General features: G+C 68.2%; 5 protein-coding genes and 1 pseudogene. 5 read left to right on the top strand and 1 reads right to left on the bottom strand.

The features are described 5' to 3' along the window. The first annotated feature begins 3 nt into the window (after window positions 1-3). The 3 genes from ACQP2O_RS04405 to ACQP2O_RS04395 all read left to right on the top strand — a co-directional run bounded on the left by ACQP2O_RS04405 (window position 4) and on the right by ACQP2O_RS04395 (window position 10,965). The gene (locus tag ACQP2O_RS04405; protein ID WP_433180109.1) at window positions 4-630 is read left to right on the top strand and encodes a hypothetical protein; all 627 of its coding nucleotides are present in this window, start codon (window positions 4-6) and stop codon (window positions 628-630) included. Between the two features lie 71 nt (window positions 631-701). Further along, window positions 702-10,394: a hypothetical protein gene (locus tag ACQP2O_RS04400; RefSeq protein WP_433180107.1), complete on the top strand. Its 9,693-nt coding sequence runs from the start codon at window positions 702-704 to the stop codon at window positions 10,392-10,394. A gap of 28 nt (window positions 10,395-10,422) precedes the next feature. Then, the gene (locus ACQP2O_RS04395) at window positions 10,423-10,965 is read left to right on the top strand and encodes a hypothetical protein (protein WP_433180106.1); all 543 of its coding nucleotides are present in this window, start codon (window positions 10,423-10,425) and stop codon (window positions 10,963-10,965) included. Window positions 10,966-11,112: 147 nt separating this feature from the next. Here ACQP2O_RS04395 and ACQP2O_RS04390 read toward each other — a convergent pair whose 3' ends face one another. After that, on the bottom strand, window positions 11,113-13,293 hold the full coding sequence (locus tag ACQP2O_RS04390; protein WP_433180105.1) for a WD40 repeat domain-containing protein: 2,181 nt from the start codon (window positions 13,291-13,293) through the stop codon (window positions 11,113-11,115). 204 nt (window positions 13,294-13,497) lie between these two features. Between ACQP2O_RS04390 and ACQP2O_RS04385 the strand changes: the two are divergent. Both ACQP2O_RS04385 and ACQP2O_RS04380 read left to right on the top strand, forming a co-directional pair. Beyond that, window positions 13,498-13,587, top strand: a pseudogene (locus ACQP2O_RS04385) (transposase); the annotation flags it as partial. Window positions 13,588-13,848: 261 nt separating this feature from the next. Beyond that, on the top strand, window positions 13,849-14,076 hold the full coding sequence (locus tag ACQP2O_RS04380) for a hypothetical protein (RefSeq protein ID WP_433180103.1): 228 nt from the start codon (window positions 13,849-13,851) through the stop codon (window positions 14,074-14,076). The last annotated feature ends 275 nt before the right edge of the window (window positions 14,077-14,351 follow it).

Raw genomic sequence — 14,351 nt, 5'->3', positions numbered from 1 at the left:
TCGATGTCTCAGGAACCAGGCGCAGCCATCCGCGTAGAATGGCATGAAGTACTCCTGCGGCTCGCGGGCTGGCTGTCCGATAATGACCTCTTCCAGGCGCGTGAATCACTCGCCGAAGGTGGCCTCGATCGAGTCGCATATCTGATCAGAGATGCCATCAGCGCCGGCCTCGTTCCCTACAGCGCCGAGGATGCCGCCCGGCTACAGTCCCTCCTGGCCGCCCATGGCGTCGATCCGTCTTTGGTCGAGGCGGGAGTCCGGCAGAGCCTTGAGCCTCCACCATGGGGATTCGCTCCGGTCCCCCCGTGGGGCATTGGCCCGAGTGTCACCGACGCCGTCGATCAGGCTGCGATCGACGCTGCGGCGGACTCCCCTGTGACCACGCTCACGCGTGTATGGCGGTACCCGCCGACCGCCCTGCAGGTCCCTCGCCGGATCTATCTTGCCGAGACCACGACGGACGCCGATCTCCCAGTGGTCACGCATCATCTCCATAGTGCGCTCGTCCGCGCCGGTGAACCCACTCCCCAGGTCGAGGTCTACACAGCCGAAAGCCGACTGCCCGAATACCATCGATCGGCGATCAGTCAGGCGGAGCCACTCTGGCCCACTCAGACTGATGCGGAGTAAAGCGCCGGTCGGCTGCATATTCCCCTGCGGGCAAAAAGATCGACCGACGAACGTCTGACCGGGGGTGAGTGGTGGCCGTTGGTTATGACGCTCATTTCGCGTCGTGGGCGAAGTCGGGTCGGGGTTTTGGTGAGTTGTCGCACACCCTGGCTTCGGCGGTGGATGTGTTGGTGTCGGAGTTGGCTGCGGTGGGGGCGGCGTGGGGTAACGATGACATCGGTCAGGCGTGGTTGAAGGGATCCGAAGGGTCGCCTGGTTTTGGTGCGGCGCGGGATGGGTGTTTGGACGCGCTTGAGGATGCGGTGAATCTGGTGCGGGCCACGGGTGGGATGTTGATGGTGGCCGGTCAGCAGTATCAGTTGGCGGAGTCGGCGTCGACGGTGGGTGCCGATGTTCCGAAGGGCGCCGATCATGGGGCGCGGGCGGTGGGGGATCCGTATAAGCGGGATCGGCCGGGTTTTGATCGTGCGGTGGGGGAGTTCGACGAGCTGCCCGGGTGGGTGCAGCAGGGGTTGTTTTTCCTGGAGATGTTGGTGGGGGGGTGTCAGTGGCCGGATGGGGATATGGCGGGTCTGGCTCGGATGCAGTCGGCGTTGAGTGCGTGTGCGGATGCGGTGGGTCAGGCTGCGGGTGAGTTGGATGATCACGCGGGTGCGGTGACGAGTTTGAATGCGGGTGAGGCGGCGGACAAGTTCAAGACGTTCGCTCAGGCGTTGTCGGGTGGGGGTGAGTTCGGGGGGCTGCGGTTCTTGGAGGGGACGTTGCAGGGGCTGGCGTCGGCGGTGGAGGGGTTGGCGGCGCAGAAGCGGGCGGCGCGGCTGCAGTTCGAGATCTCGTGCGCGTTCGTCGTGGTCACGATGTTGATGGGGTTCGCCTGGTCGTGGATCACGGCGGGTGCCTCGGAGGCGGCGGCGATCGGCGCGTCGGAGGCTGAGGGTTTCGCGTTGAAGACCTTTCTGCAGCGGATCGCGGTGTGGGCGGGTCAGCATCAGGTGTTGAGTGCTGCGGCGGTGGGTGCCTGGTTCGGTGCGGGGATGGACGCGGCGGGGCAGTACGCGCGGATTCACGAAGGAGTGCAGAAGGGCTGGAATTGGGGGGAGTTCGGCAAATCGGTAGCGATGGGCGCGGTCGCCGGTGGGGTGATGGGGGTCGCGGGTCGGGCTGTTGCCCGGCAGGCCAATCCGTTGACGACGAAACTGGCCGATTGGATGGCCGCGCCGGGGATGAAGGGGGTCGGTGCCCGGTTCGGGTTCGCGGGCACCACCGGTACGGCGGGGAACCTGGCGGGTCAGGCGATCTTCGACCCTGACCACATGAATGTCGGGCAGGCGGCGGCGTTCGGATTCGGCATGGCCGGGCTGGGGGGTGCCAAGGAACTCGGCCAACATATGGCAGGCCGGTTCCGCGGTGGCGACGACGGGCCACCGCCACCACCCGGTGGCGGGTCGCCGTCGGACCCGCAGGCCCCCCAGAACAAGGTCATCAACCACGACGACAATCCACCCCCTCCACCTCCTCCTGGTGGCGGTGGGGGCCGCCCGGAGCCGGGCACGGCCGGTGGGAGCGCAGGCCACACCCTGCCCTCCGGCGGCACGACCGACAGCGGCGGCACGACCGGCACCGGCCCGCATGGCACCGCACTGGCAGGCAGCCATGACACGCCCACCGGCGGCGGTACGGGCCACGCGTTTGATACGGGTGGGCAGGGCCGACCGATCGCCGGCGGCAACGACGGGAACGCCGGCGGTGACGTGGGCGGCGCGAGTGGCTCCGACCGCGGGCAGGCGACGCCGCCCCAGGCCGGCCCCGTCGTGCTCCCGCCACGACCCGGCGACACCGGGCCCAGCGCCGCCCGTCCGAATGAGCCGACAGGCTCGAAAATCACCGAAATATTGAACGGCGATGGCCGGACCGGGCGACAGCCTGGTCTCACCCCCGGCCATCCCGAGGGAACCACCGGCAATGCCCCCCGGCCCGGTGAAGCCGGCACGGGATCCGGAAAGGGCCCAAGGCCGGGCGAAACCGGCAGCGGCACAAGACCCGATGACGGGCCCACCGCCCTCGCCGGCAACGAGCATCCGATGCCTCGAACGGAGGGACAGTCGCGCCCGGCCGACAACGCCGTCCCGTCACCGCACAACGACCACGGCCCCGCCACCGCACCCTCCGCGGACGCGTCCCCGGCGGAGCACGGGGCGCGTCTGGAGGGGCCGCACGCCGACGGCGTCGGTACGTCGGCCGCGCCGCACCATGTGCATTCCACCCGCAGCCCGGATCTGAACCCCGACACCCGTCCGCCGCTGATCGGCGCCCACGGCGAAAGAGAGTCGTCCGCCCTCGGAGGCACGCACGCGCACACGCTGACCTCGGCTGACGCGGCGCGCGCATCGCAGTGGGCCCATCTGCGTACGTCTGCCGAGCCGACCCCTGTCATCCGTCAACGCCACCCGTACGAGGCCGCTTCGCAGGTGGACCTGCGACGGATCGGTATCACGATGCCCGACGGCAGCGTACGGATGGTCAGCGAGTACACGGTCAAAGTGCGCTATCAGGCGGATCCGCGGATGAGTCCCGAAGACGTCCTGCGGGCCAAGTCGAACGCCATGGACGCCGTCGACCTGTTCTACAACCATCAGCATCGGCTGCCGGACGGCGCCCGGCCGGAGGACGGATCACAGCTTCACGTACGCCTGGAGTTCGAGCACGCGCCGGACCTGCCACCCGGCGAGGTCGTACAACTCAAGCCGGGCCACGGGACCGCCGGCGGCGAACGCGCCAACATGCTCCGGTGGTACGCCGACATGGACCCGGTCGTTCTCGCCCACGAGATCGGGCACCACCTCGATCTCGTCGACGAATATGCCTCTCCGCAGAGTGCCGACCGCCGGACGCTGACCGCGCAGGGCACGCACCGCGACGCGTCGATGATGGGCAGCGCCCAGACGTTCTGGGCGGACCACGCGGTGGTCCTGGACCACAACGGTCATCCGGTTCCGGAAACGGTCGGCCTTCGGGATCGTCACCTCGCCCAGATCCACGGCCTCACCGACCGGACGTTCCCGCCTGTTCACGGCGAGGCACGCGAGGGCGTTCCGGGAGAGCCGCGGGCGATGCCCGACCGCGCGAACGGCCCCCTCCAGGTGCCCGACCATGTACGCGATCTCCTTGGTCGCGTCGACGAAGAGGGCCGTCCCGTGTTCCCGCCGGAGGGGCGCAGCGATCTCGAGCACGCTCGGCTGCTCGACCGGATGCACGCGGTGTTCGGTGACCACCTTCCCACCGAGCGGATGACCGCCGCCGAACTGCGCCACACCGAGGCGCTCGCGGACGCCGCGCGTACGGTCTACGAGACCGCACCGGACCATTCGTTCCGAGGCGAGGACCTCCAGCGGCTGAACCATCTCGCGGACGTCCTCGGCGCCCGCCCGGGCGACGTCCTCCCCCGCGCCGACTCGATCAATGAGCTGGCGCGTCAGACCCTGGGTCGCGAACCGACACCACGGGAAATCGACGGACTGGCCCGGCTCGCCGAGCGCCTGAACAACGAGATGGGCGGCCGGCGGGCAGGCGAGAGTCCTGTCGAGGCGCTGCACCGGGCCTCCGGGGACCTCCTGGCCGCCGAGCACGGTCACGCCGCCGCCCGCGACGCCGTCCACATGCTCACCGACCACGCGGAGAAAGGCCTGGCACCGCCGGCCGCCAGACCGGATGAAGCGGCGCGCCCGGAGCCGCCGGCGATCCGGGAGATCAAAGCAAAGGGCCGTGCGCCCGACTCGCACATTCGCGCCACCGAGGAGCAGATCGATCGGTGGAACAGGCTGGCCGACGGGGAGTTGGCGTCTCAGATCGCCCATATCAAGGGGCGGTCCGACCTGTCCGTGCCCGAGAAGCTCGAGCAGGTCCGGGAGCTGCTCAAGGACTCCGGTGAGAAGCCGTCGCGGGTGCCCAACCTGGATCGGAAGAACCTCCGGGTCTACACGCACCAGCGCGGCGAGTTGTTCATCCACACGGCCGCGCTGCTCGCCGATCGCGGCACCACCATCGAGATCGCCTACCAGCCGAACCGCACGTACAACAACTACCGGTACGAGGCGCGCGCCTCGCACCTGATGCACCTCGACGCCGTCCCGGAGGGCATGACCACCGAACAGGCCAACGCGGTCGCCGCCTGGCATGGGATGCGCGGCGAGCCGACCCGCGGCCACAGCCCCGAACAGCTGATCAATGACCTCGTTGACCTGCACGCCCAGCCGCTCCGCGACGCTCTCGCCATTCGTGATCGCCTGATCAACGATCACGGCGTCGACCCGGAGCGCGTCGTCCTGGCCCACGACGGCAAGGGCCGCCGAGGCCCGTACGCCGAGTCCCGCTTCGTCCGCGCGACGCTCCACGCGCTGGACCCGGTCCGCGCGACGCCGGTCGAGACCCGGCAGGCCATCGTGGACTCGATCCGCGGCTCCGGTGAGCGCGGGCAGATCCGCGAGAACCGCGCGCGTGAGGTCGCCGAAGGCCTGTACGGGCGGCATGAGAACGACGGCCCCCGGAAGTACGCGATGCTGTGGGTCCGGGACAGCCGGATGGAGGCCGTGGGCGGACGTCACGGCCCGCACCTCGACACCCGGCCGGAGTTCGTCCGCCAGACGATCGAGACGCTGCGCCGGATGGACCCGGACCGTCAGATCCTCCTGCTCGGCGACGACCTGTTCGCCCGCCGGCCTGAGCTCCGTGCCGCTTGGGAGCGCGATGGCGTCCTCGACGGGGTGGACGCCGACAGCCTCGTGCGCTACTGGGACGCCGACCGCCACGACCTGAGCTATGGGGAGCAAGCGCTTTTCTTCCACCACTTCAACGCCGAACGCGACGTCATCCAGATCGGCATGGAGAGTGGCGCTCTGGAGATTCCGGCTGTGCTCGGCACTCCCACGGTGTACTTCGAAGCCCGGGAATACAGCGGAAACAAGGGAGAGCGCTGGCAGCTCTACTGGGACGAGTGGCAGTACACCAACGCTCCCGGGCCGGGAGGCGGTGAGGCCGCGAACGCCGGTGGTGACCGTCCCGTCTTTGGCACCCCCGGCTCCGAGCCCACGACCTTCCGCGGTGTCGACGCCCCCTTGGAAGCCCCACTGCGGACGATGCGCCGGGTGCTGTTCGGCCCTGAGCTGCCCGAGTCCGGCAGTGAGCGGGTGCGCGCCGTCGCGGTCGAGCAACCGGCGGCCGTGTCCATGACCTCGGACCGGATCAACCGCCTGACGCAAGGCGGTGAGCTGGACAACCTGCCGGATCGGCTCGGACGGTCGAACTCCGTGGGCGACCGGGAATGGCGGCCCTGGAACGCGGACGACTGGCGGCAGAGCCACTACTTCGCCGACCAACTCCAGCGGTGGATCCACACCGATGCGACCACGCCGGAGTCGGCGGCCCGTAAGTGGGAGGCCATCAATGTCGCGCTGAACCGCCTGCTCGATCCGGGCTACGACGGCCGACTCGACCCGTCGAACACCGACGTCGCGCTGGACGACCCGTACACGGGCATGCATTCGGACCTGCCCGGCGATCCGGAGACGGGCCGGCGGCTGGCCGAGGCCTACGATGCTCCGCCGGACGAGCGCGGTCACGCCGTCACCGACGTCATCAGGGATCTGGTCGACGACCCGGAGTTCCGTCGGCGTGCCGTCGACGACATCCGGCTGTTCCGGCTCGACGAGGGTGAGATCCACGACCTGGAACAGGCCATCGGGGACGCGCTCGCCGGACGGAACGTCCCGGAGATCAAGCCGTTCGATCCCGGCAGGTCCGATCATCCTGCGGACGAGCCGCCGCACGGACCTCGAGACGAGCCGCGGCACGGACCTCGGGACGAGCCGCCGACTGCGGACGGACCGGGCCACGATGAGCCCGTGCAGCCCACGCACGGCGACCACATCGATGAGTCCGCCGCTTCACATTCGGTACGTGACGCGGACTCATTGCGGCGAAGCGTGGAGTCCGGCGTCAAGGAGGACCTCACCCAACCGCTCGGCGGCAAGGACGCATGGTCCACGGACCACGTCTGGTTCGAGGACGGAACCGATGGTGTCCGCAAGCGCGGCGACATCGAGATGATGGATCAGGAGGAACTCGTCTCGATAACGGGACAGGCGATCAAGGCTCCCGTCGCCGCCGCGTTCCGAAAGAACGCCCAGGAGGTCTACCTGGAGTTCCTGGACGGACGGCTGGCGAGCGTCGCGCACCCCGGCATCGAGGTCATGCCGAAACGCCTCAGGCAGTATCAGGACACGCTGGGCGGCCGCCTCCTCGGCGTGCTCGACAAGATCACCGGCAACATGGAGCGCAACAGCAACGGGTGGATGGTCCGCGACGACGGTACGCCGGTCGGCTTCGACCACAGCCGTGCGTCGTTCTCGGACGAGGTTCCGAACACCCGGTTCCACCCCTTCCTCTCCACGTTGATAGAGAAGACCGGTGCAGGCCCGGCCCGCTGGCTGCCCAACGATTTCCATCCCGCGGACATCGCGCTCCTGAAAGAACAGGTGCAATCGGTCCGGCCGCATTTCGTCGAACGGGATCGGGTCGAATGGCATGACCACATGCTGCGCGAACTCGACGAGATCGGGCGGCATGCCAAAGGCAAGACGCCGCTCCTCGCCGGTGCCGCGGATCATGCGGGATCTCCCGGCGATCAGCCCGGCGGCGGCGACACGGCGGGGCCTTTAAACACCCAGGCGGCGCGACCGCACGCCGACGAACCGCCGGCTGCGGACGGCCCGGATCCGCAGCCGAACGACGCCGACCGGCCGCACGCGGCCACCACCGATCCACACGGTCAGCGCGGCCACGAGCCGACCGAGAGGCGCTCTGCCACCGAACCGTACGACGGGTCGTCCGAGCCGCTCGCTCGGCCGACGACCGACACGCGGCCGACGCCAGGCGGCTCTCGGGACGATGCACGGCTGTTGGAAGAAGGAAGACGGGTCGCTGCGGACGTCTTCGTCCTCAATCCGAGCGACCCCGAACTCCGAGCGCTGGCCAGGATGAATCGCATCCTCGATGCGGATGCGCAGCATGACATGTCGGTCGCCCACGGCCTGACGGACGTTGCCACGTCCGTGGGACTGAGTGATCTGTCCGTCGGAGACCTCGCAAGGCTCTTCGACGATGCTCAGGCGCAGGGATTCGACCCTGCCGGCGCCGCTGACCGCGCCGGACTGGTGGAAGCGTTGAACCGCCACCGGGCGGCGGACCCGCATCTCTGGGACGGGTTGGCCCTCGTCGACGAGTTGCAAGGCCTGCCGTCGCTCGGTGACAGGAGCAACGCCATCCTCCGGACCCTCGGCGAGATCGACGGAATCCTCGGTTCCGTACGCGGTGAGTTCAGGTACGGCATGCGCGATGATCCTCTTCTGAGCCTGTCCAACGACTTGGGCGTGGGTACCTCGCTCGATGTCCTCGCGCGTCTGTTCGATGACGCACGGGCGCATCGTGGTTCGGCCATGGCGACCGACCGGGACTCACTGCCGGCCGCGCTGGACACGCATCGTCGATCCGACCCACGCCTGTGGGAGGGACTCGTGATCGCCGACCGGCTGAGGATCGCATCTCCCAGCGACTCGGTCGCGCGTGCACTGAGCCGAATGGACGAGATCTACGGATCGGGAACTCGGAGCGATGACCACGTAGCGGGTGAGGCCCTGATGGATCTCGGCGCGCAGACCGGCGCTGGCGGCCGCTTGGCCGAGTCCTTCGCCACTGCCTTCGTCGAAGCCGACAAGCAGGGCCTCGACCCCGCTCGGGCCGCCGACGGCCAGGAATTCGAGGCCGTCCTCTCAAGGCTCGCCGCTTCCGATCCGACCTTCTGGAACGGACTGGTGGCCGCGGAGCGGCTCACGCTGTCGCACGCCGATGGTGACACGACCCGCACGCTAGGGCGGATTGATGAGATCGTCGGTGTCGACCCACATCTTCGCGGCGACCGGGCACCGGCCGTCGACCAGCTGCTGCGCCTTGCGGATGATCTCGGCCTCGGCTACTCGCACGAGCGGCTGCTGCGCATGTTCGAAGAGGCTCAGAGCCATGGTCTCCGCCCGGCCGAAGCCACCGATCGCGACGCGCTCATCGCGACCTTGGACCGGCTGCGGGAGATCGATCCGTTGTGGGACGGCATCCGGATCGCCGAGCGGTACGGCGCTGAGGAGTTGTCGGACTCCGCGGCGCGGGCGCTGGGCGAGATGGCGAGGATCGTCGGATCGGAGCCTGGATCCCGGCCCTTTGTCGTCGATCCGCTGGCGCGTCTGGCCGAGGACGTGGGCGCGGACTATTCGATCGGTCGTCTCGCGGAGATGTTCACCGACGCTCAGCAACGCGGATACGCGCCGGAGACGGCGACCGCCCGAGCGGAACTGGCCGATGTACTGGTCCGGTCCCAAGAGTCGATGCACACGGAGCCGAGCGCACACGCTCCCGCGGATCGGTCGTCCGATGCCGCCGCCGGGTCCTTGACGGACCTTACGGATTCGACGTCGCCGGTGCCAGGTGATCCATCGACCGATACCGCGGCCACCGACGCACGTGACGCGGTGCAGGCGTCCCGCATCGCGGCCGACGCAGACGCTCAGCGGGCCCGTGAGGAGGTTTCTCTTCTCACTCGGTACGGTGCCGCTGATCTGGAACGGGAAATGGCGACGGATCGTCTCCGGTCGCTGGAGGCACGTGCCGATGCCTGGGGACGGTGGCCGGATGAGCCGGAGGTGTCCTACACAAAGAACCACGAGGCGTTCCAGCGAGATTACCTGCGGGCCGTCTCACTCGCAGAGCGCGGCGAACAAGCGATTCCCTACATGTACGAGAACGCCACTGGCGGTCTGGGCTCCCGTAACGGCGGCCGCGCCTTCGGGCTCGAACTGGAGATCAGCGGACCCGCCATATCCAGACCTATGCTCGAGGCGATCGCACGAGATCTTCATGCGCACGGTCTGGCTCTGGACGCCGACGTGCATGATTACCACTCGGCTCAGTCCGCAGGGTACAGCGACGCCGGTAACACCTGGCGAGTCGAGCTCGACGACAGCGTCGCCGGGGAGATCGTGTCACCGATTCTGTACGATGAGCCGGCCACGTGGCATGCCATCGCCAAAATCTGCGAAGTCGTCCAGTCCCATGGCGGAAAGGTCGACTTTTCGACGGGTGGCCATATTCATATCAGCACCCACGACTACGACCACATCGTCGAAAATCACCACAGCGTCCTGAACATGACCGACTCCTACATGGACACGCTGTTCAGGCTCGCCCAGAACCCAGACGCCTATCGGCATCGCGGAATGACGTATTGCCGGCCGAACGATCAACTGACGAGCGGTTACGCTTCGATCGGCCAGGTGGTCACGCCTAATGACGGTCACGGTCTCGCCGTGAACATGAGCGGCATGAAGAGCGGAAAGGCAACTGATCACATCGAATTCCGCATGTGGGATGGATCTCTCGATCCCGCGGTGATCCAGACCCGGGTCAAGTTGTCGTTGGGCATCACCGAGGCGGCCTTCCGGCTGGCGAACGGTCTCCTGCCGCCCAACGGTGGGCTACGCGATCCCCTGGGGTCCCACCTTGACCAGCGTAGGCTGGGCGTGTACCCCGAAAAACCCCAGGACATCGGGCCGGCAGAGAGTCTGTCCTTCCGCCGGATGATGGACGACATCTTCCACCGGACCATCGACAAGGAGCAGGCCACGGCGTTGTTCGCCATTACTCGGTGGACCCTCGGGGCGTGACGACATCTGAAAAAGGGGACCCCTTCTGATGGCAGTCAGTTTTCGTAACACCGGCGCGGTAGGCACCCCTCCGACCGCACCGACCAATGCGGATGGTCGCCCGTACGCCTACGAGATGATCTATGCGGGCGGCACCCTCCGGGGCTACGCGGATGAGATCGTCGAACTGATCGAGATGCTCATCCCCGGCTACACGGCGCTGACCGACGATGACGAACGCGCCGAGGCGCGTCTCCGCTTGGCACTCGACGTTCAGGTCAGGCTGCAGGCGGAACTGGCCGTCGGCAGGCTACCGGACTGCTCGGAGGAGGAACTGGCGGTGATCCTCGGCCGCCGGGATCGGCCACCCAGCCCGGCCCGATGGGACGCGCCCGTGCCACTCGTACTGATCACTTTCTTCTACGAGCCGGTCGGGTCATTGACTCGACCGGAGGGACCCGCGGACCGGCAGATATGGCTCGACCCGAGTAGCGATTGGGCGCTTTTGACCAGCCTTAACGCCTCAGGATCCATCAGAGTCGGTGCCCGTCGTACACAGAACCGGACCCAGGTATTCGAGGGCGATACTTAGCGGAGCCCGTCGAACGCCTCCCGCGGCCTCCATCCCAGCGCTCCGAACAGACGACCGCGGTTGAGATCGACTGGGGATTCGAGCCGCCGCGGAACGAGCCGGGCAGCCGGAACGACGGTGCCCGGGCACCCGCGCGACGCCGTCCCGTCAGAGCTCCAGAGCGGTCAGTCCCTGGTCCCCGGCGACGTACCAGTGGCCGTCGATGAAGGACACCGCAAGCGGCGTCTGCTCCACCTTCGCCTCACCGACCGGCTCGCCGGAGGGCAGCCGCCACACGCGGATCGCGCCGTCCTCGGCGGCGACCGCGAGGTCGTCGCCGGCGAAGCGCATCGCCCGGATCGGGCCGTCGTTGCCGGGCAGCAGCGCGACCTGGTCGCCGGTGGCGGCGTGCCAGACTCGCACGACGCCGTCATAGCTCGCCGAGGCGAGAATGCCCTCCCCGAAGGCCAGGGCGTACACCGGGTACATGTGCCCGTGGATCACCAGCAACGGGCGGCCGGTCGCGGCGTCCCAGGTCCGGACGGTCCGGTCGTACCCGGCGGAGGCGACGACGACGCGTTCGTCGACGCGGCCGACCGCGACTGCGGCCACGCCTTCGGTGTGGCCGAGGAGCCGGACGCGCGGTGCGCCGGATCCGCCGTCCCAGACGCGCACGGCGGCGTCCGTCCCTCCGGAGACCAGGATGTCGTCGGCGAAGGCCAAGGCCAGCACCGGCGCGGTGTGCGGCGTCGGCACCGCCGACTCGTCGCCCGTCCCGATGTCGTGAACGCGCACCGTGCCGTCGTCCGTTCCGACGAGGAGCCCGCCGGGACCGATGCCGACCGCTGTGATCGTTCCGTCGGTCGGCGGAAGCGTACGGGTGAGCGCGCCGTCGTTCCACAGATTCACCGTGCCGTCCGTGCAGCCGGCCGCGATGATCGTCCGATCGGCCGTACGGACCGCGGCAACGGCGCTCGGCACCACTTCTCCCGGCAACATCGCGGCGTGACTGAGCCCGTCCCTCATCTCCCAGAGCCGGATCCCGCCGTCCATCCCGGCGGTGACGAAGGCCGGTGGGCCGTCGCCGGAGACGGCGGCGATGGCGATGAGCCAATCACCGTCGGCGGATCGCTCCGCCAGAGCCTCGCCGGTGACCGCATCCCACGTTCGGACGGTCCCGTCCAGCGCACAGGATCCCACCACCGGACGGCCGTCCAGCAGGACGAACGCCACACCGGTCACGCTGTCGCCGTGGCCCTCGAACGCGCGAAGCTCCCGGCCGTCCGACAGGTCCCACAGTCGTACGATGTGGTCGGCTCCCCCGGACGCGAGCAGGCCCTGGTCGCCGAGGCTCACCATGGCGACGGCGTTGACCCAGCCCGTGTGGCCGCGCAGGGTGTGGAGGGACTGGCCATCGGCGGCGTTCCAGACACGGACCACGCCGTCGTCGCCTCCGGCGGCGAACAGATCCAGACCGGCGACGTGGGCGTGGCAGATGCTCGTGAATCCGCCTTCCCAGCCGGAGATGGCGCCCAGGTCGTCGGCGGTGTCACCGGCCCACACTCGAAGGTCGCCGTCCGTTCCGGCCGACAACACGACCGAACGGCCCGCCACCTGGGCGGCCGTTACGCCGGTGACCGCCCCGCGATGACCGGTCCGGGCGTACAGGACTTCACCCGTCCGGGCGTCCCATGCTCTGATCACACGGTCGTCTCCGGCGGCCAGGACCACGTCATGGCCTTCGACCGTGCCGAGCGCCATCGCCCGTACCGACAGGTCGCTCACGGTGGACGAACCCAGAGACGACCGGTCCTCGACCGAGAGCAGACTGAATCCGCCCTCCTCGCCGATGGCGCAGGCGGGCCGCCCGGCCACGGTGCCGAACGCCGCGGCGGAGGACGACCCGCGTACCGGTTCGGGCAGCGAGGAGTCGGGGGCCGACCAGTGCACCACCCTCGGAAGATCGTCGGTTGTGGAGCGGATGGCGCCGTCGCCGACCTGACGGACGAGTGAGTCCAGGATCCGGAAGACCTCGGTGAGTCCGGCCTCCTCCACATCGTGCCAGCCGACCATCAGTTCGCCGAGCGGTTCGACCAGGAGCTCCCGAGGCGCCGCCCCGGGGACGATCGGACGCGCCGGGATCGCAGGGAAGCCGGACCGGTCGAGCGCGCCGAGCAACCGTGACCAGACCGCGGGCTCGACACGTGCCGTCCAGGCGCGCGTCCCGGTGACGTGGTGATGCACGAGCCCGGCCGTGCCATCGGCGCGCACCGTCAGCTCGAAGCGTCCGAACCGATCGCCGAGAGCCCCCGAGCGATAGTCGACCTGCGCCACGTCGGACACCGCCATGCCGTTACACTTCCCCGCTGCTGAACCTGATGGGCCGATAGTCATGCTATGCAGGCCTCCCAGAGATGGACACCTGAGCCATGGCAGCGCCAGAAGTGCTCGCGGTCCTGAACGTACGCGATCGCCGTCAGATCGGGATGTAGCCGTCGCTCCACCCCTGGAGCTTCTCGAACGCCTCCTTCGCGGCGCATCGCCGAAGAACTGACGCAATGGCAGTCCCGCCCGCTCGATGCGGTCTACCCGGTCGTGCTGATCGACGCCCCGGTCGTGAAGACCGACCGAACAGGCCGCGTTGAAGGTGCTCTAGCTGGTCATTCGAAAGCCCGTACAAGAGCCGGGCTAACGTGACCGGCAAGACCCCGGGTTAGAAGGCAGCGCTGAATGCGCTGTCGCTCTACTACGGCGACCGCATCACCCTCCACTAGAAGTGATCATCGGCCCGCCCACAAAGATCCGAATAATCCCCGGCAAAGGAGACAGAGGGGAACCGATCGGGAGGCAGACGAGTCTGTCTTAAGGTCAAGGGCATTTCGATGTGATCGGAGGTGAGCGGACATGAGAGCCGTGCTTCGCACGTCGCCCGAAGAGTTGATGGAGGATTACTCCCGGCGGGTCGAGCAGCCCAAGGACATGCGCCGCGCACTCGACAAGGTCAGCGCGACGGTGACCTGCCGTGAAGACCAGATGAAGATCATTACCGACCTGCAGGCGATGGTGGAGAACCACGAGCAGGCCGAGCACACCTGGACTATTCACGGTCACACGAGCACTATGCGGGTGTAGCGCGAGGCTAATGAAAAGCTGGGCGTTTCCTCGGGCATGGTCCGCGATTTTTGGCGTGTCCGTCCGAGGTGTTTTAGGTCGACCGGTAACGGCTGCTCCTGTGGGCTCGCTTGACGGGGGTGTGTAGTGACCACGGGTTTTGAAGCTAATTTCGAGTCGTGGGTGAGGTCGGGTCGGGGGGTTTCTGGGCTGTCGGACGCGTTAGCGTCGGCGGTTGACACGTTAGTGTCGGAGTTGTCGGGGGCGGGGGCGGCTTGGGGTAACGATGACATTGG

Origin of the sequence: Actinoallomurus sp. CA-150999, assembly GCF_050942425.1 — a bacterium.
In the GTDB taxonomy this organism is placed as follows: domain Bacteria; phylum Actinomycetota; class Actinomycetes; order Streptosporangiales; family Streptosporangiaceae; genus Actinoallomurus.
The sequence above is the reverse complement of the archived record's forward strand: the minus strand, read 5'-3'. Positions and strand labels throughout refer to the sequence as shown.

What these genes read in the sequence shown, in the direction of transcription:
- ACQP2O_RS04405 (WP_433180109.1), top strand. Translation starts at nt 4, where the DNA reads ATGTCTCAGGAACCAGGCGCAGCCATCCGCGTAGAATGGCATGAAGTA.
- ACQP2O_RS04380 (WP_433180103.1), top strand. Translation starts at nt 13,849, where the DNA reads ATGAGAGCCGTGCTTCGCACGTCGCCCGAAGAGTTGATGGAGGATTAC.
- ACQP2O_RS04390 (WP_433180105.1), bottom strand. Translation starts at nt 13,293, where the DNA reads ATGGCGGTGTCCGACGTGGCGCAGGTCGACTATCGCTCGGGGGCTCTC.
- ACQP2O_RS04395 (WP_433180106.1), top strand. Translation starts at nt 10,423, where the DNA reads ATGGCAGTCAGTTTTCGTAACACCGGCGCGGTAGGCACCCCTCCGACC.